At 70.0% G+C, this 20,052-nt stretch carries 15 protein-coding genes; 5 read left to right on the top strand and 10 right to left on the bottom strand.

Annotation, left to right across the window (positions count from 1 at the left end):
- Positions 1-9 precede the first annotated feature (9 nt).
- Entirely contained in the window at positions 10-912 is a 903-nt protein-coding gene (gene galU / locus HGG74_RS03930; RefSeq protein WP_168485029.1) for a UTP--glucose-1-phosphate uridylyltransferase GalU, read from the bottom strand.
- Between the two features lie 138 nt (positions 913-1,050).
- Between galU and HGG74_RS03925 the strand changes: the two genes are divergently transcribed.
- From HGG74_RS03925 to cpaB, 3 genes are all read left to right on the top strand, one after another.
- Entirely contained in the window at positions 1,051-1,680 is a 630-nt protein-coding gene (locus HGG74_RS03925) for a 5-formyltetrahydrofolate cyclo-ligase (protein ID WP_168485028.1), read from the top strand.
- 105 nt (positions 1,681-1,785) lie between these two features.
- Complete coding sequence (locus tag HGG74_RS03920; RefSeq protein ID WP_168485027.1) at positions 1,786-2,067, top strand: FmdB family zinc ribbon protein; 282 nt, start codon at positions 1,786-1,788, stop codon at positions 2,065-2,067.
- A gap of 191 nt (positions 2,068-2,258) precedes the next feature.
- Positions 2,259-2,924: a Flp pilus assembly protein CpaB gene (gene cpaB / locus HGG74_RS03915; RefSeq protein ID WP_168485026.1), complete on the top strand. Its 666-nt coding sequence runs from the start codon at positions 2,259-2,261 to the stop codon at positions 2,922-2,924.
- Positions 2,925-2,932: 8 nt separating this feature from the next.
- Here the strand turns inward: cpaB and HGG74_RS03910 are convergent, their stop codons facing one another.
- The 8 genes from HGG74_RS03910 to HGG74_RS03875 all read right to left on the bottom strand — a co-directional run bounded on the left by HGG74_RS03910 (position 2,933) and on the right by HGG74_RS03875 (position 14,920).
- The gene (locus tag HGG74_RS03910) at positions 2,933-7,096 is read right to left on the bottom strand and encodes a DUF4011 domain-containing protein (protein WP_168485025.1); all 4,164 of its coding nucleotides are present in this window, start codon (positions 7,094-7,096) and stop codon (positions 2,933-2,935) included.
- A 97-nt stretch (positions 7,097-7,193) separates the two neighbouring features.
- Positions 7,194-8,759: a glutamine-hydrolyzing GMP synthase gene (gene guaA, locus HGG74_RS03905; protein WP_168485192.1), complete on the bottom strand. Its 1,566-nt coding sequence runs from the start codon at positions 8,757-8,759 to the stop codon at positions 7,194-7,196.
- 124 nt (positions 8,760-8,883) lie between these two features.
- The gene (locus HGG74_RS03900; RefSeq protein ID WP_168485024.1) at positions 8,884-9,369 is read right to left on the bottom strand and encodes a DUF3817 domain-containing protein; all 486 of its coding nucleotides are present in this window, start codon (positions 9,367-9,369) and stop codon (positions 8,884-8,886) included.
- Positions 9,370-9,389: 20 nt separating this feature from the next.
- Positions 9,390-10,229: an SURF1 family protein gene (locus tag HGG74_RS03895; protein ID WP_168485023.1), complete on the bottom strand. Its 840-nt coding sequence runs from the start codon at positions 10,227-10,229 to the stop codon at positions 9,390-9,392.
- A 71-nt stretch (positions 10,230-10,300) separates the two neighbouring features.
- Positions 10,301-10,801: a PTS sugar transporter subunit IIA gene (locus tag HGG74_RS03890; protein WP_168485022.1), complete on the bottom strand. Its 501-nt coding sequence runs from the start codon at positions 10,799-10,801 to the stop codon at positions 10,301-10,303.
- 7 nt (positions 10,802-10,808) lie between these two features.
- Positions 10,809-12,533, bottom strand: coding sequence for a glycerol-3-phosphate dehydrogenase/oxidase (locus HGG74_RS03885; RefSeq protein ID WP_168485021.1), 1,725 nt, complete (start codon positions 12,531-12,533; stop codon positions 10,809-10,811).
- 22 nt (positions 12,534-12,555) lie between these two features.
- Positions 12,556-13,695: a GuaB3 family IMP dehydrogenase-related protein gene (locus HGG74_RS03880; protein ID WP_168485020.1), complete on the bottom strand. Its 1,140-nt coding sequence runs from the start codon at positions 13,693-13,695 to the stop codon at positions 12,556-12,558.
- A 4-nt stretch (positions 13,696-13,699) separates the two neighbouring features.
- The gene (locus HGG74_RS03875; RefSeq protein ID WP_168485019.1) at positions 13,700-14,920 is read right to left on the bottom strand and encodes a BtrH N-terminal domain-containing protein; all 1,221 of its coding nucleotides are present in this window, start codon (positions 14,918-14,920) and stop codon (positions 13,700-13,702) included.
- A gap of 117 nt (positions 14,921-15,037) precedes the next feature.
- Between HGG74_RS03875 and HGG74_RS03870 the strand changes: the two genes are divergently transcribed.
- Positions 15,038-16,252: a S8 family peptidase gene (locus HGG74_RS03870; RefSeq protein ID WP_168485018.1), complete on the top strand. Its 1,215-nt coding sequence runs from the start codon at positions 15,038-15,040 to the stop codon at positions 16,250-16,252.
- Positions 16,253-16,287: 35 nt separating this feature from the next.
- A complete protein-coding gene (locus HGG74_RS03865; RefSeq protein WP_168485017.1) occupies positions 16,288-18,441 on the top strand; it encodes a DNA/RNA non-specific endonuclease in 2,154 nt (717 codons plus the stop codon).
- 86 nt (positions 18,442-18,527) lie between these two features.
- Here the strand turns inward: HGG74_RS03865 and guaB are convergent, their stop codons facing one another.
- Positions 18,528-20,036: an IMP dehydrogenase gene (gene guaB, locus HGG74_RS03860; RefSeq protein WP_168485016.1), complete on the bottom strand. Its 1,509-nt coding sequence runs from the start codon at positions 20,034-20,036 to the stop codon at positions 18,528-18,530.
- Between the last annotated feature and the right edge of the window lie 16 nt (positions 20,037-20,052).

The following is a 20,052-nucleotide window of genomic DNA, read 5'->3' as shown; positions in this document are numbered from 1 at the left end:
CGGCCTGGTTCAGTCAGCGGAGCCGGCGGTGAATTCCTTCAGCCACAGGCGCAATTCCTCGCCGATATCCTCACGCTCGGCAGCAATGGTCACCACGGCCTTGAGGTAGCTGAGCTTGTCGCCTGTATCGAAGCGGCGGCCGCGGAAGACCACGCCGTACACTCCGCCGCCTTCCCCGTCCCGGGCAGCCAGGGTCTGCAGGGCGTCGGTGAGCTGGATCTCGCCGCCGCGTCCGGGCGGTGTCTGTTCCAGCACGTCGAAGACCGCCGGATGCAGGACGTAGCGGCCGATCACGGCGAGATTGGACGGGGCCTCCTCAGCGGATGGCTTCTCCACCAGTTCGTTGATCCGGACGAAGCCGCCGCCATCGGCCGGGGAAATGTCGGCGCAGCCGTAGGCGCTGATCTCGGAAGGATTCACTTCCATGAGCGCGACCACGGAACCGCCCGTCTGCGCCTGGACCTGCATCATCGCCGTGAGCAGTTCGTCCTGCTGGTCGATGAGGTCGTCGCCGAGCAGGACCGCGAACGGCTCGTTGCCGACATGCTGCCGGCCGCGCAGCACCGCATGGCCGAGCCCCTTGGGGTCTCCCTGCCGCAGGTAATGGATGTCCGCCAGCGACGAGGCCTCCCGGACCGCAGCCAGCTTGTCGAAGTCGCCCTTTTCCTCCAGCGTCTGCTCCATGAACGGCACGCGGTCGAAGTGGTCCTCCAGCGGGCGCTTGTTGCGTCCGGTGATCATGAGGATGTCGTCGATGCCCGCCCGCACGGCCTCCTCCACCACATACTGGATGGCCGGCTTGTCCACCAGGGGGAGCATTTCCTTCGGCATCGCCTTGGTGGCGGGGAGGAAACGGGTACCCAGTCCTGCAGCCGGAATGACTGCCTTGCGTACGGTTTGTCCAGTTTTCATACACCTAAGAGTACCCATGGGCTCCGCCGATTCCCCGGTTCCGGGTATTTTCCGCGGCATTGGTTCCAGCCCGGACCCCCGTGGTCGAATGGGTTCGAAGGTGTTCCGGAGACGGATCCGCGACGGGGAGGACATGGCATGACAGCACAAATGGACAAGGAAACGGCGCGCACCCGCTTCCGGCAGCAGCGGGCTGCACTGGACGCGCCGGCACGGCATGCCGCCGCCGCGGCCCTGGCCGACGTCGTCGTTCCGGCCCTGCCGGGCCTGGGGATCGAGCCTGGTGCCACGGTGGCCGCCTATCTTTCCGTGGGGTCCGAGCCGTCGACGGCGGTCCTGCTGCCCAGGCTGGCCGAGGCCGGCTATGAGGTGGTCGTCCCGGTCTGCGAACCGGACTACCAGCTGAGCTGGACCCGGTGGTACGAGGGGGTACCACTGGTGCGCAGCCCCCGGGCGTGGGTGGATGAGCCCGTCGGCGAACGTTTCGATGCGTCGGTCATGGCGCGCGTGCCGCTGATCCTCGCCCCCGGGCTGGCCATCGACGGCGCCGGCAACCGGCTCGGCCAGGGCGGCGGGTACTACGACCGCTTCCTCGGGGCCCTCGCCGCCGCGGAAACGCGGCCGCGGACAGTGGCCGTGGTTTACCGGCACGAGCTTGTCCCCGCCGGCAGTTTCGAATCCACACCGCTGGATGTTCCGCTGGACGGCGCGGTCACCGATGAGGGCTGGACATGGTTCGGCAGCAGAAATTCCGGCAGGGCCGAGTAGAAACAGTGTAGAATTAGCACTCGGGGTCGCAGAGTGCCAGCCATGCGGCTGGTCCGGGCGGCCCCCGGTGATCGTTTTGAGGATCAGTGTCGAGGAGGATCCACAGTGCCAACCTATGCCTACGCCTGCAAAGACTGCGGCCATGCTTTCGATATCCAGCAGTCCTTCAGCGATGACTCGCTGACCGTCTGCCCGCAGTGCAGCGGCGCCCTGCGCAAGAAGTTCAACAGCGTCGGCGTAGTGTTCAAGGGCTCCGGTTTCTACCGGACCGATTCGCGCGATTCCAAGAGCACCAGCACGGTTCCGGCTGCCAAGCCCGAGGCGCCCGCCGCACCTGCTGCCGCCCCGGCGGCTGCGGCTCCTGCCCCCACAGCCGCGGCCAGCTAGCACCGCCATTGCAGCAGGCCTCCCCGCACGCTCCGCAGGCGGGGAGGCCTGCTGTGCCCGCTTAACGCGGGGACTCTTGGCGGCTCCGGTACCTTACTTCCCTTCCTCCACCGGGGGTCCGGGCCCGGGTCTGTCCACAGGCGGACCGCCTCCGCTTCATGCCGGCCAGTGGCGGCACCTAGGGTGGCTGCATGCAGGTACAGACCGCGGGCCGGGCAGGCCCGCTCCCACTCCTCAGGCGACTGGTGCGCCGGCATTACCGGCTGCTGGCGGCGCTGCTGCTGTGCGCCGCGGCCGGCTTGACCGTCCAGGCCCTGACCCCTGCGCCGCTGTCCACAGTCCCCGTTGTGGTCGCCAGCGGCGACCTGCCGGCCGGGACGGTTCTGGCCCCCGGCCATTTGGACGTGCAGCCGTACCCTGGTTCCGCCGGTCCTCCCGGCTCCTCTGCCGTGCGTGACGGGCTGGTCGGCCAGCGGCTGGCATCGGCCCTGCGGGCAGGCTCCCCGGTGCTGGATACATCCCTGGTAGGCCCGGGCCTGCTCGCCGGCAGCCCGCCCGGCACCGTCGCCGTGCCGGTCCGTCCGGCCGACCCCTCCACGGTCCAGCTGGTGGCCCCCGGCCAGCTCGTGGATATCGTGCTCAGCAGCGGCAACGGCCTTGAGCAACCTGCCGCCTCGACGGTGCTGGCCCGCAGTGTTGCGGTGCTCTGGAAGGCCGACGGCGGCGCCGGCGCCGGGGATCTGCTCGGCGGCACGTCGCCGGAAGGACTGGTGGTCGTCGCGGCATCTCCGGCCGAAGCCACCGCCCTGGCCGGATCCTCCAGCAGGGGCCAAGTGTTCCTGGTACTGGTCGGGTGAGCCGCTGCTCAGCCCCAGTGCGGCGGCCGCTGCTCCTTCAGCCACGCATCGCGGTCATCGCCCGCGTCGCCCCAGGAGCGCGGGTCATCCTCGGCAGCCCGGGACGGAATCACGCTCCCGGCCTGCAGCGAATACTTGGCCCGCCGCCCGGTTTCCTGTCCGGCAGGAACCGCGTCCGGAGACTCTGCCGGGGCGCCGGGCTGCTCCGGTGCCTCAGCTTCGTCCTGTGCCGCGGCTTCGTCCTGTGCCGCGGCTTCGGCGGCACCCGTCCCGGCAGCTTCCCCGGTCCCGGCTTCTGCCGGCCGCCCGGCCGCTGCACCGGCGTCCCGGACGGAGGCCGCTGCCGGTGCCTCGGGCGGACGCTCCGCGGACACCCGGCCGGACACCGCGCCGGCTGCCGGTCCGCGTGCTTCCGGCCGCGCCGGGGCGGCTTCGCCCGTCCTGCCGGGTTCGTTCAGTCCCAAGTAGCCTCCAATCAGATCGGCGCACTTATCGGGGTCAGTGAACACTTCGATGGTCCACAGCGTCAGCGGCCGCCAGCCAAGCCGCTCAAGGAACTGCGGCCTGAGGCGGCTGCGGTCCCGGACCGACATCTGCAGGTACTGCCGGGTGCCGTCGGAATTCAGGGCCACGGGCAGGGCCGGGTCCTCCTCCGGCAGCAGCGGCGCGGCGACGATGTCGATGGCGCCTTCGTAGCGGTCGCGCACCCGCGCCCCGCGGACACGCACCCGTTCCACCAGATCGGACACGAGAGCGTCGTCGAACCCCGGGGACGGCAGGCTTGCGAAGCCGGAGGAACTGCCCAGTCCCTGCTTGATCAGACGGTAGAAATCCACCGCACCGTTACCCAGGCGGGTGGGATCAAGGTCGCCGGGCTGGAAACAGGTGAGCACATGCAGGGTCCGGCGGGCACGGGTCATGGCTGCCAGGAAGTAACTGCGGCCCTGGGGCCCGGAGATGGGACCAAAATCGTGGACGGCCCGGCCGTGCGGGGTGCGTCCGTAACCGAGGGAAAACACAACGTCGTCGCGGACCAGGCCGGCGGCCCGCTCCACCGGAACCACCTGGAAGGACTCCGGGCCGGGACTAAAGAACGCCGCGGCGTCCGGGGCTGCGGCCAGCTGCTGCCGGACGGCGTCAGCTACCTTGGCCGCATGCCGGGCGTTCGCGGTGATGACGGCCAGCGAGCGGCCCGGCCGCAGGCGGGCGTGCTCGAAGACCAGCTCCACCACCCTGCCGATTTCCGCCGGAACGCTCTCCACCGCCTCGTGGCCGGCACCGGGAAGCCCGGTTCCGTCCTCGATGTATTCCACGGTCAGTGCTTTGGTCCCGGTGATCGCGGCCGCGGACGGCAGGCGGGTCAGGGCGCCGTCGTAGAATTCCGCACTGAGGTACTTGGTCAGCTCCAGGTCCACTGCCCGGTAGGCGGTGGTCAGGGCCTTCACCGGCAGGACCCTGGCCAGTGCGTCGAAGGCACTGGTCAGCGCTTCCCCGGGCTCGTCCGGTCCGGCCTGCTGGGCGCGGGGCAGGTCCACGTTGACTTCGAAGGGCCGGGGCCCGGCCAGGCGGCCGTCGCCAAAGGCAACGACCTGCTGCCCGCGGATGATCGCACCGATGGCGGACTGCAGGCTCATGGACTCGGCGTCCAGGATGATGACGGTATCGAAGGTCCTGTCGTCGGGCAGCACCGAGGACAGCACCAGCGGCGAGGCGGCCCACACCGGCATCACCGCCGGGACCAGTGCCCCGGACTGTTCGGACAGGGTCTTCAGGGTCGGCTCGCCGGTCTTCAGCAGGGCCTTCAGGCCTTCTGCGGCCGCCGCATGCTTCCGGATCGAGCGCCGCCAGTTCTCGGCCAGTTCCCACCGCAGCCGGGCCGCGCCGGAGGCGACGTGCGCATTGTCGGCCAGCCGGTACACGGCCTCGATCTTGCGCAGGTTGGTGCCGTCGGTCATCGCCAGGTAGTCGTCGCCGCTGATCATGGCTTCGAGGGTCGACTGCCACCAGGCCAGTTCCAGTTCCGGGCCCACGCGGTCGGCGCCGACTTCCCGGGCCGCCAGGTCATCAAGCAGTTCGCCCAGGCCGTGCCCGCGCATTTGCTCCAGCAGCAGCGTGCGTTCGGGCAGGGTCACCAAAGTCTGCTTGTCCTTGACCAGCGTCTTCAGGCGCTCGAGCAGGACTTCGTACTCCAGTTCCGCCAGCGACTGCCCGGGAGGCTGCGCCGCCAGTACCCCGGAGAGCTTGCGCAGCTTCCGGTGCACGTTCCGGTAGAAGCTGTTCAGGTCGGCGAGGCCTGTCGGGACCGACGGATGGCGCTGCGTCGTCGCGTAGTCGCTCCACTTGGCGCGCTGCACCTGCACCTGGGCCAGGGACTCGTGCAGGTCGGCAATATGCACCCCGGGGCGGACGTACTCCTTGGCTACCCGGCGCAGGCGCGACCGGGTGATAGAGCTCATCTCGATCCCCCGCTCGCGGCGCCAGATGGACGGGGCGGTGGCCGAAATCAGGTCCGTGACCGGACGGTCGAAGATATCCGGGGTGAACTTGTCCAGGCTTTCGCGCACGGCCACCAGCAGCTCAAGCTGTTCACCCCACTGCGCGAAGGTGGAACCCAGGGCAATCTGGGAGTGCTCGGCCACGGTGGCCATCCGCTCGCGCAGCTTCGGAAGATCCCGCTCCAGGTCCACGGCCAGCTGGTGCGCGTCCTCGGTTTCCTTGCGGTTGAGCAGCTTGGAACCGTACCAGGGGCTGGTCGTGGAGGCCTTGCTGAAGCTGCCGAGCTCGGCGGCGCGCTGCAGCCGCCCGGCGAGTTCGGCGCGGTCCCGGATGCTGTCCAGGACCGAGCGCTTCAGCCGCACGGTCGTCGCCGGGGCCGGGTCCAGGGCGGTGAGCCCGGCCAGGGACTGCATGGCCTGGTACGGGGAGCAGTTCCAGCGCCGGCGGACGTTGTGCAGGGACTTCACATGGTCCAGCAGCTTGTGGCGGTGCTCGGACAGGGTGTCGTGCAGCTTCTGCAGCTCCGGCTTGGTTGCCTTCTCGTTGCGCGAGATGGCCCGGATCAGCTGGTCCCGCAGCTGCGTGCTGGTGATGTTCGCATTCAGCTGCAGCACGAGGGAACCGAGCTTGAGCGCATCCAGCTGCTGGACGAACTGGTTCAGGGTCGCCCGCCGCTCGGCGACCACCAGGACATTCCTGCCTTCGCGGGCCAGCGCTGCCGCGGCGTTGATGGCCGTCTGGGTCTGGCCGGTACCCGGCGGCGCGGAAACCACCAGGGAATGGCCGGCCTGGACCAGATCCAGCACGTCCTGCTGGGCGGCATCGGCGTCCAGGACCAGGAACTCATCCTCCGGGGCGCGCTCGTCGAGCGGCGGGAGCTTCACTTCCGGTGCCGGAACCTGGCCGGGGCCTTCGGGGTCAAGGTCGGCGGCGATCAGGGCGTTGAGCACGGGATGGTCCGACCGCCGGCCCACTGCCTCGGAAACATCGGCCAGGTCGGCGAAGGTGGACACCAGCAGGTGGTGCTCGATGTTCATCCCGCGCACGCCGGCGGTGAGCTGGCGCAGGCGCTCGAGCACCGGATGCGGGTCGAAGCGCGCGGTACTGTAGGCCAGCCGCGCCACCGCGCCGGCGTCGAAGACCAGGCCCTGCTCGGTCTTCAAATGCCGGACCAGGGCGGGGTTGAGCCTGGCCCGTTCGGTCAGCTGCAGTTCGTAGTCATCCTGGCTCGGGCGCACGGTCAGCGCCACGGGCGCCAGCATGACCGGCGCGGTGAGCGCCTCGGAACGTCCGGCACCGGCGACCCGCCAGGTGGCCGTGCCGGCGGCCAGATAGCCGACGTCGATACCGCGTTCGGCGCCCAGTTCAAGGATCTTGGCCCGGAGCCTGCGGGCGGTCTTCATCGCCGCCGCATACTGGCCAGGCTCGCGCAGCAGCGTGGACAGGCGGGTGCGCCGGGTGGTCAGCAGCTGGGTGAGCCCGGACGGGTGGGCGTGCGTAAGGTCGATGCTGTTGGTCGGCGTCGGGGCGAACTGCAGGAGCGTATCGGAGCCGGCATAGCGGCCGAGCTGCCTAAGCCAGGGTGTCAGGGCATCCTCGGCGACCCCGCCCTGTGGATCCGGCACGGCAGCCCCCTTTTCGTCACTCGCGGATAAGAACCTCGACCAGATAGGCATGTCTTTCAAACTAGCCGATCGCAAATGCCAATCGGGAGACCGCAACACTGGCGGGGCCAAATTGCCCGGCCCCGCACAGCTGCGGTCTCCCGACCGGCTACTCCCACTCGATGGTGCCCGGGGGCTTGCTCGTCACGTCGAGCACCACGCGGTTGACGCCGTCGACCTCGTTGGTGATCCGGTTGGAAATGCGGGCCAGCAGCTCGTACGGCAGCCGGGACCAGTCGGCGGTCATGGCGTCCTCGGAGGAAACCGGGCGCAGCACGATCGGGTGGCCGTAGGTCCGCCCGTCGCCCTGCACGCCCACGCTGCGCACGTCGGCCAGCAGCACTACCGGCATCTGCCAGACCTCGTTGTCGAGCCCGGCAGCGGTCAGCTCGGCGCGGGCGATCGCGTCGGCCTTGCGCAGCAGCGCCAGGCGGTCCTCGGTCACCTCACCGATGATCCGGATGCCCAGCCCGGGCCCCGGGAACGGCTGGCGGCCGACAATTTCCGCCGGCAGTCCCAGCTGCGCGCCCACGGCGCGCACCTCGTCCTTGAACAGCGTGCGCAGCGGCTCCACCAGTTCGAACTGCAGATCCTCGGGCAGGCCGCCCACGTTGTGGTGGCTCTTGATGTTCGCCGCACCCTCGCCGCCGCCGGACTCGACCACATCCGGGTAGAGGGTGCCCTGGACCAGGAACTTCACCTGTCCGCCCTCGGCAGCGGCCTCGGCCAGGACAGCCTTCTCCGCGGCCTCGAAGGCACGGATAAACTCGCGGCCGATGATCTTGCGCTTGATCTCCGGATCGGTGACCCCGGCCAGGGCCTTCAGGAAGCGCTCCTGCTCGTTGGCCACGTGCAGCTTGACGCCGGTGGCCGCCACGAAATCGCGCTCGACCTGCTCGGCCTCGCCCTCGCGCAGCAGCCCGTGGTCCACGAAGACACAGGTGAGCTGGTCACCGACGGCCCGCTGCACCAGGGCCGCAGCGACGGCGGAATCCACGCCGCCGGAGAGCCCGCAGATGACCCGGGAGCTGCCGATCTGGGCGCGGATGCGCTCGACCTGCTCCTCCACGATGTTGCCGGTGGTCCAGTTCGGCTCCAGCTTGGCGCCCTTGAACAGGAAGTTCTCCAGCACCGTCTGGCCGAAGACCGAATGCTTGACTTCCGGGTGCCACTGCACGCCGTAGAGCGCCTTGTCCTCATTGGCGAAGGCTGCCACCGGGGCGCCGGCGGTGCTGGCCAGCACGTCGAAGCCCTCCGGAGCCTCGTGCACCGAGTCCCCGTGGCTCATCCAGGTAGTCTGGGTGGCCGGCATGCCGGCGAGGATCGAACGGGCCTCGCCGACCGTCGCCGTCTCCGTGGAGCCGTATTCACGCAGGCCCGTCCGGGCCACCTTGCCGCCCAGGGCCGCGGCCATGGCCTGGAAGCCGTAGCAGATGCCCAGCACCGGCACGCGGGCCTCGAACAGATCGGCTCCGACGCCCGGGGCGCCCTCGGCGTACACGCTGGAGGGGCCGCCGGAGAGGATGATGGCTGCGGGGTTCTTGGCCAGCAGCTGCTCGGTGGTGTAGGTGTGGGGAACGATTTCGGAGTAGACGTTGGCCTCGCGCACGCGCCGGGCAATCAGCTGCGCGTACTGGGCCCCGTAGTCCACAACAAGAACGGGCCTGTGGTCCATGGCGGGGGGATTAGTCACCCATACAGAATAGTCGGCGCGCGCAGGTGCTCGCACCTTGGGCAGCACCGCGGCAAAACGGCAGCGCTGCGGCAGAACGGCAGTACTGCGGCCCGGCGGCGGCCGGTCAGTACCGCTTGGCTGCCTCGGGGTGGCTGGCCAGGTCCTCCTCCACCTGGCGGTGCACCCGCCGCTCCAGGAAGAAGGACAGGAACGGGATAACGCCGCCCAGTGCAATCAGGACAAAGCGCGGGAACGGCCAGCGCATCAGCGACCACAGGCGGAAATCGGCCAGCAGGTACACCACGTAGAGCCAGCCATGGGCAATCAGCACCGCGATGGAGAGGTTCGCTCCGCCGGCCACGGCGGCCGGCTCGGCCTGGGCCAGGCCGAACCCGAAAGGCTGCCCGGTGACCGTGTTGGTGCCGCCGGCGAACAGGAAGAGATTGAAGCCGTAGCGCAGCACCATCTCCGCGCACAACAGGAGCAACATCACACCCGTGATGTAGGAGGCGACCTTGTAGAAGGTCAGGGCGGACCGGATCTGGGCGTGGGTTCCGCCATAGCGCCGTTTGCCGGCCGGGCGGGCCTGGTTCGGGGCGGTTTCGCTCACGTGACTACCTCTGCTGTTCTTTAGGAATTGGTCGGGTTCTGGTCGGTACCGGCTCCGGCGCCCGGCTGCACACCACCCGCGGCGGCGTGCGCCGCATCCTCGAGTGCCTCCTGCTGGCGCCGGTAGTCGTCCGCGACCAGGCGCCACCAGAGGAAGACGGCAAAGCCGGCGAAGACGATCCACTCTACGGCGTAGAAGATGTTCAGCCAGTTCACCGGGGTTTCCTGCGGCTGCGGGCCGACGGTGACCGGAACCATCTTCGTGCCGGCGGTCCCGGCATCCGGGGCGGCGCCGTCCAGGCCCAGCTGGATGCCGGCGACGAAGCCGGAGTAACCGGGCATGTCCCAGAGGTTGATCAGCTGGGCCGCGGAGAGGGTGGCCACCTGGCCGGGCGCGGCGGGGCCGGCTTCGGGCGCCTCGGTGGGCAGCAGGCGTCCGACGACGTCGGCCCGGCCTGCGGGGGCGGGTGCGGCATCACCGGGCGAAGCCACCCAGCCGCGCACCACCGGGATCATCACCTGCTCGCCGGCCTGGGTCTTCACGCCGTCGACGGCGAAGGCGGCCACCACCCAGTAGCCTTCCCTGCCCTCGTTCAGGCGGTGGCCGACCAGGACCTGCTTGCCCGGGACAAAGCTGCCGCGGAAGGAGACCATTTGGTCCGCCGTCGACGCCTTCATCGGCACTGCGGGGGTGAAGACCTCGGTGAGCGGCCGGACGGTTTCGGTGGCCGCCGGCGGCGGCGGGCCCTCGCTCCGGGAGGCGGAAAACTGCCACTGGCTCAGCAGCACAAACACCCAGGAAACGGCAAGCGCAAAGACCAGCGCCGCGATCCACCGGGGCTTGAGGGCGGTTTTGAGCACCCATTAACCCTACTTCGTGCGTTGGTAGAAAACGAATCAGGGCCCGGCCGGGCACGGCCGATGCGCGGGTTTCAGACGTCGGAGAAATCAACCGTGGACTCGACCAGCCCGGCGATGACTTCGGGGTCCCGGGCCCGGCGCAGCGACTCGCGGAAGGCGTCCTTCGCCAGCGACCTGGCCAGCCGGGCCAGTACCTGCAGGTGCTCGGCATAGGACACCGCCGGTGTGGCCATCAGCAGGATCAGGTCCGCCGGACCGTCGGCGGCGCCGAAGTCCACGGCATGGCCGAAGCGGGTGATGCCGACGGCGATCGAGGGCCGGTCCACGAAGGTGCTGCGCGCGTGCGGCAGCCCCACTCCCCCGGGCAGCCCGGTGGCCAGCTGGCTCTCGCGGGCATTCACCTGTTCGAGGAAACCGGCCAGGTCCGAGACCCGGCCCTGTTCGTGCAGCCGCGCGGCCAGCCGGGCGGCGGCATCGGCCTTATCCGCCGCTTCCAGCTCCAGGATGACCAGTTCCGGCGTGGTCAGCGCGGTGCTGCCGCCGGCCGGGTCCGGGGCACCGGCGCCGCTCACGGGCGCCTCATGCCAGCGGGACGATGTCGTCCACGCCCAGCCGGGCACTGTCCGCGGAGACGTCGTCGGGCTGTTCCTGGCTCAGCCGCTCGGCGTCCACGCGGGCCAGGTAGTGCCGCACCTCGCGCTCGACCTGGGCGCCGCTCCAGCCCAGCAGGGGGGCCATCAGCTCGGCCACCACCGGTGCCGCGGAGACGCCGCGGTCCCAGGCCTCGATCGAGATCCGGGTGCGGCGGGTGAGCACGTCGTGGATGTGCCGGGCCCCTTCGTGCGTGGCCGCATAGACCACCTCGGCGCGCAGGTAGTCGTCTGCCCCGGGCAGCGGTTCGGCCAGCGCCGGGTCCGCGGAAATCAGGGCGAGCACTTCGTCGGCGAGCGAGCCGTAGCGGTTGAGCAGGTGCTCCACCCGGGCCACGTGCACGCCGGCGCGTTCGGCCAGGCGGCTGCGCTTGTTCCACTTGGCCTTGAATCCCTCCGCGCCCAGCAACGGGATGGACTCCGTGCAGCTGGGGGCCACCCGCTCGTCCAGGGCGCGCACCGCCTCGTCGACTGCGTCCCTGGCCATGAGCCGGTAGGTGGTGTACTTGCCGCCGGCGACGACGACGAGCCCGGGCACCGGGTGCGCCACCACGTGCTCGCGGGAGAGCTTGGCCGTGGAGTCGCTTTCGCCGGCCAGCAGCGGCCGCAGCCCCGCGTAGACGCCTTCGACGTCCTCCCGCGTCAGGGGGCGCTTGAGCACCTGGTTGACGTGCTCCAGCAGGTAGTCGATGTCCTTGGAGGAGGCCGCCGGATGGGCCTTGTCCAGGTTCCAGTCGGTGTCGGTGGTGCCGATGATCCAGTGCCGGCCCCACGGGATCACAAAGAGCACCGACTTCTCGGTGCGCAGGATCAGGCCGACCGTGGACTGGAAGCGGTCCCGCGGCACCACCAGGTGGATGCCCTTGGAAGCGCGCACCTTCAGCTGGCCGCGGTCGGTGACCATGGCCTGGGTTTCGTCCGTCCAGACGCCGGTGGCATTGACCACCTGCTTGGCGCGGATGTCGAATTCGCTGCCGTCCTCCTGGTTGCTCACCCGGGCCCCGACCACGCGTTCGCCCTCGCGCAGGAAACTGACCACCTTCAGCCGGTTCGCCGCCCGCGCCCCGTAGGCTGCGGCGGTGCGGACCAGGTTCACGACGAACCGGGCGTCGTCCACCTGTGCGTCGTAGTAGCGGATGGAACCGACGAACGCATGGTCCTTCAGGCTCGGGGCCGCGCGCAGGGTGGCCCGCCGGGACAGGTGCCGGTGGAAGGGCACTCCCCTGCCGTGGTCCTGGGCCGCGGACATGGCGTCATAGAGCGCGACGCCGGCGCCGACATAGGGGCGTTCGATGAACCGCTTGGTCAGCGGGTACATGAACGGCACGGGCCGGACCAGGTGCGGGGCGATCCGTTCCAGCAGCAGGCCGCGTTCCTGCAGGGCCTCGCGCACGAGCGCGAAGTCGAGCATCTCCAGGTAGCGCAGGCCGCCGTGGATGAGCTTGGAGGAACGCGAGGAGGTCCCGGAGGCCCAGTCCCGGGCCTCCACGATGCCGGTGTCCAGACCGCGGGTGGCCGCGTCCAGGGCCGCCCCGGCACCGACCACGCCGCCGCCGACGATCAGCACGTCCAGTTCCCGGCCGCGGCCGGCGGTGGCCCGCAGGGCGGCCAGGGCCTCTTCGCGGTCCTGCGGGCTCAGCGCACCGGTATCCATGCGGAAGCTGCCTCCGGCCGGCTCAGCCGAGGCCCTGCAGCGGGGAGAGCACAACTTCGCAGCGTTGGAACTCCTTCAGGTCCGAATAGCCGGTCGTGGCCATGGAACGGCGCAGGGCACCGATCAGGTTGGAGGTGCCGTCGGTGTGGTGGGACGGACCGTGCAGCACTTCGGAGAGCGGACCCACGGTGCCCACGCGGACGCGGTCCCCGCGCGGCAGCTCGCTGTGGTGGGCCTCCATGCCCCAGTGCCAGCCGCGGCCGGGTGCCTCTTCGGCGCGGGCCAGCGCCGAGCCGAGCATGACGGCGTCCGCTCCCATGGCCACCGCCTTGACGATGTCGCCGCTGTAGCCCATGCCGCCGTCGGCAATCACGTGCACATAGCGGCCGCCGGACTCGTCCATGTAGTCGCGCCGGGCCGCAGCGATGTCGGAAATGGCCGATGCCATCGGCGAGTGGATGCCCAGTGCGCGCCGGGTCGTCGTCGTCGCCCCGCCGCCGAAGCCGACCAGCACGCCGGCCGCGCCGGTGCGCATCAGGTGCAGGGCGGGGGTGTAGCCGGCGGCACCGCCGACAATGACGGGAACGTCCAGCTCGTAGATGAACTGCTTGAGGTTCAGCGGTTCGTGCTCCTTGGAGACATGTTCGGCCGAAACGGTGGTGCCGCGGATGACGAAGATGTCGACGCCGGCGGCCAGCACCGTTTTGTAGAACTCCTGCGTGCGCTGCGGGGTCAGCGACCCGGCCACCGTGACGCCGGCCTCGCGGATTTCGGCCAGGCGCGAGGTGATCAGGCCGGCCTGGACCGGGGCCTCGTAGATTTCCTGCATGCGCCGCGTGGCGGCAGGGCTGAAGTTCTCCTCGCTCAGGCCCACGATCTCGTCCAGCAGCGGCTGGGGGTCCTCGTAGCGGGTCCACAGGCCCTCGAGGTTGAGCACGCCGAGCCCGCCGAGCTTGCCCATGGCGATGGCGGTGGCCGGGGACATGACCGAGTCCATCGGCGCGGCGATGACCGGCGCCTCGAACTTGTAGGCATCGATCTGCCAGGAGACGGAGACGTCCTTCGGGTCCCGCGTCCGGCGGGACGGGACGATGGCTACATCGTCCAGGGAGTAGGCTCGGCGCCCACGTTTGCCACGGCCAATCTCAATCTCGTAAGTCACGGATCTAGGTTATCCCAACGGCACCGGCGAGCCTGCGAGCGGCGGCCTGCTCGGCCTCAAGGATCGGCTCGAGCGCATCGGCGAGCGCGGCGAAGTGTCCGGCCCGGTGCGTTTCGGCCCAGCCGGTGAACTCCTGAAAGTCCGGATCAGCCGTATCGAACCCCCTGCCGGCAGCCTGCCCGAGGGAGCTGCGGTATTGCTCAAGCAGCGGCACCTGCCCGTTGCCGAGCACCAGGTCCGCGAACGCCGACCAGCGCTCCCCCAGCCGGTAGTAGTCCCCGGGGTCCACCCGGTGCAGTCCCGGCAGGTCCCGGGCTGCGGCCAGGAATGCGGCATAGTCGGTGCGCAGCGCCCCGCCCATCGGCCCCCAGTCCTGTTCCAGGCTCTCGTGCACCCGGCGCAGCCCGCAGAACAGCCGTGCCGGGTCCGCGAACATGGCGGTCCAGCCCTTTTTCGTCCGGGTGTCCCGCAGCCGCTCAATCCAGGTCCGCAGGCCGGCAAGGCCGAAGTTCTTCGCGAAGCGGGCGGGGATTCCGGCCGGCGCCTCCACGGCCAGCAGCGCCGCACAGGTTTCGGTGATGGCTTCGCGGACCCGGCCGGCCAGTTCCTCACGGGTCAGGGCGCCGGGCGCGGCCACGTGCGCCTGCCAGTTCCGGTCCTGCCTGCGCCGGGCCCTGGCCTGGGCCAGCTGCCCGGGTGCCAAGGTGCGCAGCAATCCGCTGGCGTCGTCGACAATGTATCCGCCACTGCCGCGGCCGGCGACCGCCAGGTCCACCGGGTCCTGGTCCGCCAGCCCGCCGCCTGACCAGGGCAGGGCGCCGCGGGTGACGCGCACGACGACGGCGCGGCCGGCGTCGAGCGCCTCGTCCAGGTTCCGCTGCGCCACCTTGGCGCTGGTGGTCTCCGCCTGGCGGACCTCGGCGCCGCAGCGGCGCAGCAGGTTGCCCACGAACGGACCCGGGTGGAACCTCGGCACGATGGTGGCGGTGGTGACCTCGGCGTATTCGAAAGTGAAGACCATGAAGCCGATGCCGCCGGCCAGGCCGAAGAGCATGCCGGCGTCCAGGGGGTGCCCGGGGTTCAGCCTGTCCTCCCTGCCAGCGGGGGCAAGGGTGCCGGACTGGGCCAGCACGCGCTGCCAGATGCCCACGTCCCGCGGAGCCTGTTCCACCGGGGCCTGCCCTGCATAACCGGGCAGGATCCCGGCTGGAAGGTCTGCGCTCACCGGTTCATGCTAGCGCGCCGCGCCCCGGCCCGGGCTGTAACGGAGCTGTAACGGAGCTGTAACGGCGGTATTCGACACTTGAGCCGGTTTGCCACTCGGAGCAAAAGGAACATGGCCATGACCGATCCAATCACCGGAAAAATCGTCATCCTGCGGGCACCGGGCCTGGGAGCCACCCGGGACCCCTTCGCGGGACCGGGGGCCTCGGCGGCCCTGGAATCAATGGCGGAAATTGCCGCCAATGTCCAGGTGGAGGTGGAGCCGCGGGCGGACAGCGGCACGGTCCGAACACTCCAGGCCGATCCCACGGTGCTCGGCTACGCGCCGGTCATGCCGATGAAGCTGGTGGAGCCCTTCGACGAGCCGGCCGCGGAGGAGGCTGCTGCCGGGGCTACCTGGGGCGTGGACGCGGTCGGGGCGGACACGTCACCCTTCACCGGTGCGGGCGTGAAGGTCGCGGTCCTGGACACCGGGATCGACGCCGCCCATCCTGCCTTCGCGGGCGTGACGCTGACCACCCGGGACTTCACCGGCTCCGGCAGCGCCGGCGACGACAACGGCCACGGGACGCACTGTGCGGGAACCATCTTCGGCCAGGACATCAACGGCCAGCGGATCGGTGTCGCCCGCGGCGTATCCGGGGCCTTGATCGGCAAGGTGCTCGGCGGGCCGCAGGGCGGCGGCAGCGACACCCTGAGCGAGGCCATGATCTGGGCCGCGGACAACGGGGCCAACGTCATTTCCATGTCCCTGGGCATCGACTTTCCCGGCTGGGTCGAGGAACTGGTGCAGACCCACGGGCTGCGCATCCCGGCGGCCACCTCGATCGCCCTGGAAGGCTACCGGGCGAACATCAGGCTCTTCGAGCAACTGGTGAACCTGCTCAACGCCAAGGCGGCAGTGGCCCAGACGGTGGTGGTGGTAGCCGCCGCCGGGAACGAGAGCGGCATGGACGAAAACCCGCCGTTCAAGATCAATGTGGCCCCGCCCGCTGCCTCCTACGGCGTCATCTCGGTCGCCGCACTCGGCCAGGGGCCCGACGGGCTGGCCGTCGCCCCGTTCTCCAACACCCGGGCCACTGTGGCCGCTCCCGGCGTCAAGGTCACCAGTGCCTGGCGCGGCGGCGGGCTCAAGACCATCAGCGGCACCAGCATGGCCACCCCGCACGTCGCCGGCGTGGCCGCGCTCTGGGCGGAGCAGCTGGCCCAGCTCGGCTCACTCAACCCGGTGCTCCTGACGGCCAGGCTGGTCGCCTCCGGCACACGCCAGGGCCTGGATGCGGGCACGGATCCGCTGGACATCGGAGCGGGACTGGTCCAGGCCCCCGCCTAACATCGCACTCCGGCACTTGCAGAGAAGGAATTCCCATGATCGTTCCGCAGGACGTCATCGAGGCCACCGAGGCGCGGTACCGGCAGCACGCCGGGGAGCGGCAGGCCACGGAAGAGAAAATCAAGGAGGCCGGGGAACACCGCCGCAGCATCCTTGACGTGGACGATCCGGCCCGCGTGGTCCTGCGCAGCCGCCGGATCATGCGCGATCCGGCCGTCCGCGAGGCCATCGCGGCGGCCTCCGCGGGCCGGCTGCCCGGACTGCCGCCGGAGGCCGCTGCCGGAGCGGAGGACGGCCTGCTCGAGCGGCTGATCGGCGGCAATAACTTCCTCGGGGTTTCCTTCCTGGAGACCGGGGTCCGGGCCGCCCGGACGGTGGGCCGGATCCATGTCCGCGACAGCTTCGGCGGCCGCGGCTTTGGCACCGGCTTCATGGTCTCCCCGCGCCTGCTGCTCACCAACAACCACGTGCTGCCGGATGCGGGCACGGCCGCCTCCTCAAGGCTGGAATTCAACTACCAGATCGGTGAGGATGGGCTGGCCCGCACCGCCTACCTGTTCGGACTGGAGCCCCAGGTCCTGTTCCTGACCGACGCCGGCCTGGACTTTTCACTGGTTGCCGTCGCCGCCGCCGGCCGGAGCGGCAACGGCGGCCCGGCCGCGCTGGACGATTTCGGTTTCAACCGGACGTCCGGGGAACAGGGCAAGATCCTGCTGGGCGAATCCATCAACATCATCCAGCACCCCGAAGGCCGGCCCAAGCAACTCGCGCTGCAGCAGAACGAACTGGTCGACCGGCTGGAGAACTTCCTGCACTATCACACGGACACCTCGCCGGGCTCGTCCGGATCACCGCTGTACAACAACCAGTGGGAAATCGTGGGGCTGCACCACTCGGGGGTCCCGGACCGCAACGACAACGGGGACATCCTGGCCGTGGACGGAACGGTCTGGACACCCGAGCAGGGCGAGATGCGGATCCGGTGGAAGGCCAACGAGGGCGTGCGGATCAGCAGCATCCTGCACTGGCTCGACCGGGCGTCGGGCGGGCTGGAGGCTGCGCAGCGGCAGCTGCTGGCCGAGGTGCTGGACCCGGCTCCGCTGCCGCCCGGGGAACAAGTTCCGGTCTCCGGGCACGACCCCGCGCCGCAGCAGGCAGCGGCCGCCGTCGTCGGCACTGGCGGCGACGGCACGGACGGCGTCGTCCGGATTACGGTTCCACTGGAGATCAGCATCCGGCTGGGCGCCGCTGCGGGAGCAGCCGCGGCCGGCGGCGCCGCACCCGGCAGCGTCAGCGCCGAGGAAGCCATCAGCATCGACCCGGACTACAGCAAACGGCAGGGCTACGACGAGCAGTTCCTGGCCGCACCGGTCCCGCTTCCGGTACTCAGCGCCGCCCAACGGGCCAATGCGGCGCAGAACCGGCAGGCCGGGCCCGGGCAGGATCCGGCCGTGCTGCCCTACCACCATTTCAGCCTGGTGGTGGAACGGAGCCGCCGGCTGGCCTGGTACACCGCCGTCAATATCGACGGTGCCCTCAGCCGCACCCTGCGCCGGGACCGCGACGTCTGGTTCTTCGATCCCCGGCTGGGCCGGGACGAGCAGGTCGGCAACGAGCTGTACTCGCGCAACGACTTCGACCGCGGGCACCTGGTGCGCCGCCTCGACCCGGCCTGGGGCCCCGACGAGCAGACGGCGAAGGTCGCCAACGACGACACCTTCCATTTCACCAACAGCTCCCCGCAGCACAAGTTCTTCAACCAGGACGAATCCCTGTGGGCGGGCCTGGAGGACTTCCTGCTGGAGAATGCCCGGGCGGCCAGGCAGCGGATCAGCGTCTTCACCGGACCGGTGTTCGCTGCCGCGGACCCGGTGTACCGGGGCGTGCCGATCCCGCTGGCCTTCTGGAAGATCGCCGTCTTCGACCGGCCGGACGGCGGGCAGTCGGCCACGGCCTACCTGATCAGCCAGCGGAAGCTGGTGGAGGGAATCCTGACCGAGGCCTTCGTCCCGGAGACCTTCCAGGTGCCCGTGCGCAAGGTCAGCGAACTGACCGGGCTGGACTTTGCCGGCCTGTTCGCCCTCGATCCGCTCAACGACCGCTTCGAGGAAGCCCCCGGTTCGCTGGAGTCGCTGGGCACCGGCATCCCCGGGCGGCAGCTGCGCAGCTACGCTGACCTGCAGCTCTGACGGACCCCGGAACACGCAGCGGGCGGGTCCCCCTTCGGGGAACCCGCCCGCTGTCCGTGCGCGCCCGCCGCGCCGTGCCTTCGGTCCTACCGGCGGTAGTTCGGCGCCTCGGCGGTAATCATGATGTCGTGCGGGTGGGACTCCTTCAGGCCTGCGGAGGTGATCCGCACGAACTTGCCCTTGGCCTTCAGTTCCGCGATGGAGTGCGCGCCGGTGTAGAACATGGTCTGGCGCAGGCCGCCGGCCAGCTGGTGCGCAACGGCGGAGACCGGGCCGCGGTAGGGCACCTGGCCCTCGATGCCCTCGGGGATCAGCTTCTCGTCGTCCGGGACATCCGCCTGGAAGTAGCGGTCCTTGGAGTAGGAGGTGTTCTTGCCGCGGGTCTGCATGGCCCCGAGCGAGCCCATGCCGCGGTAGGTCTTGAACTGCTTGCCGTTGACGAAGACCAGGTCCCCCGGGCTTTCGGCGGCACCGGCCAGCAGCGAACCGAGCATGACCGTGTCCGCGCCGGCCACCAGGGCCTTGCCGATGTCGCCGGAATACTGCAGGCCGCCGTCGGCGATGACCGGCACGCCGGCCGGGATGGCTGCCTTGGCAGCTTCGTAGATGGCGGTGACCTGCGGCACGCCGACGCCGGCGACCACGCGGGTGGTGCAGATGGAGCCGGGGCCGACGCCGACCTTGATGGCGTCGGCGCCGGCGTCGATCAGGGCCTGGGCACCCTCGCGGGTGGCCGCCTGGCCGCCAATGATGTCCACGTGGGCCGCTGCCGGGTCCTTCTTCAGCCGGGCGATCATGTCCAGCACGCCGCGGCTGTGGCCGTTGGCGGTGTCCACCACCAGCACGTCCACGCCGGCCTCGATCATGGTCATGCCGCGCTCGTAGCCGTCGCCGAAGAAGCCGATGGCCGCGCCCACGCGCAGGCGTCCCTCGTCGTCCTTGGTGGCCAGCGGGTACTGCTCGGCCTTGTCGAAGTCCTTGACCGTGATCAGGCCGCGCAGGTAGCCCTCGTCATCGACCAGCGGCAGCTTCTCGATGCGGTTCCTGCCCAGCAGTTCGATGGTCTGCTCGCGGCTGATGCCCACCTTGCCGGTGATCAGCGGCATCCTGGTCATGACCTCGTCCACCTTGGTGGTGGGGTAGGCCGCCCGCGGAACAAAACGGGTGTCGCGGTTGGTCACGATGCCCAGCAGCTTGCCGCGCGGGTCCACCACGGGCAGGCCGGACACCCGGTAGTTGCGGCACAGGTCATCCAGTTCGGCCAGGGTGGCCTCCGGGGCGATGGTCACCGGGTTGGTGATCATGCCGGACTCGCTGCGCTTGACCCGGTCCACGTGCTCGGCCTGGTCCTGGATGGACAGGTTGCGGTGGATGACGCCCAGGCCACCTTCGCGCGCCATGGCGATCGCCATGCGGGACTCGGTCACGGTGTCCATGGCTGCCGAGATCAACGGCGTCTGGACCGTGATGCGCTTGGAGAGCCGGGAACTGGTATCCGCCTCGGACGGGATGACGTCGGTGGGCCCGGGCAGCAGCAGTACGTCGTCGTACGTCAGGCCCTCGAAGGCAAACGGATTGAATTCAGCGTCGGTCACGGGGATGCCTTTCGGG

The organism is Arthrobacter mobilis, assembly GCF_012395835.1.
Lineage (GTDB): Bacteria > Actinomycetota > Actinomycetes > Actinomycetales > Micrococcaceae > Crystallibacter > Crystallibacter mobilis.
Note: the sequence above shows the minus strand (reverse complement) of the source record. Positions and strands in the feature narration are given on the sequence as shown.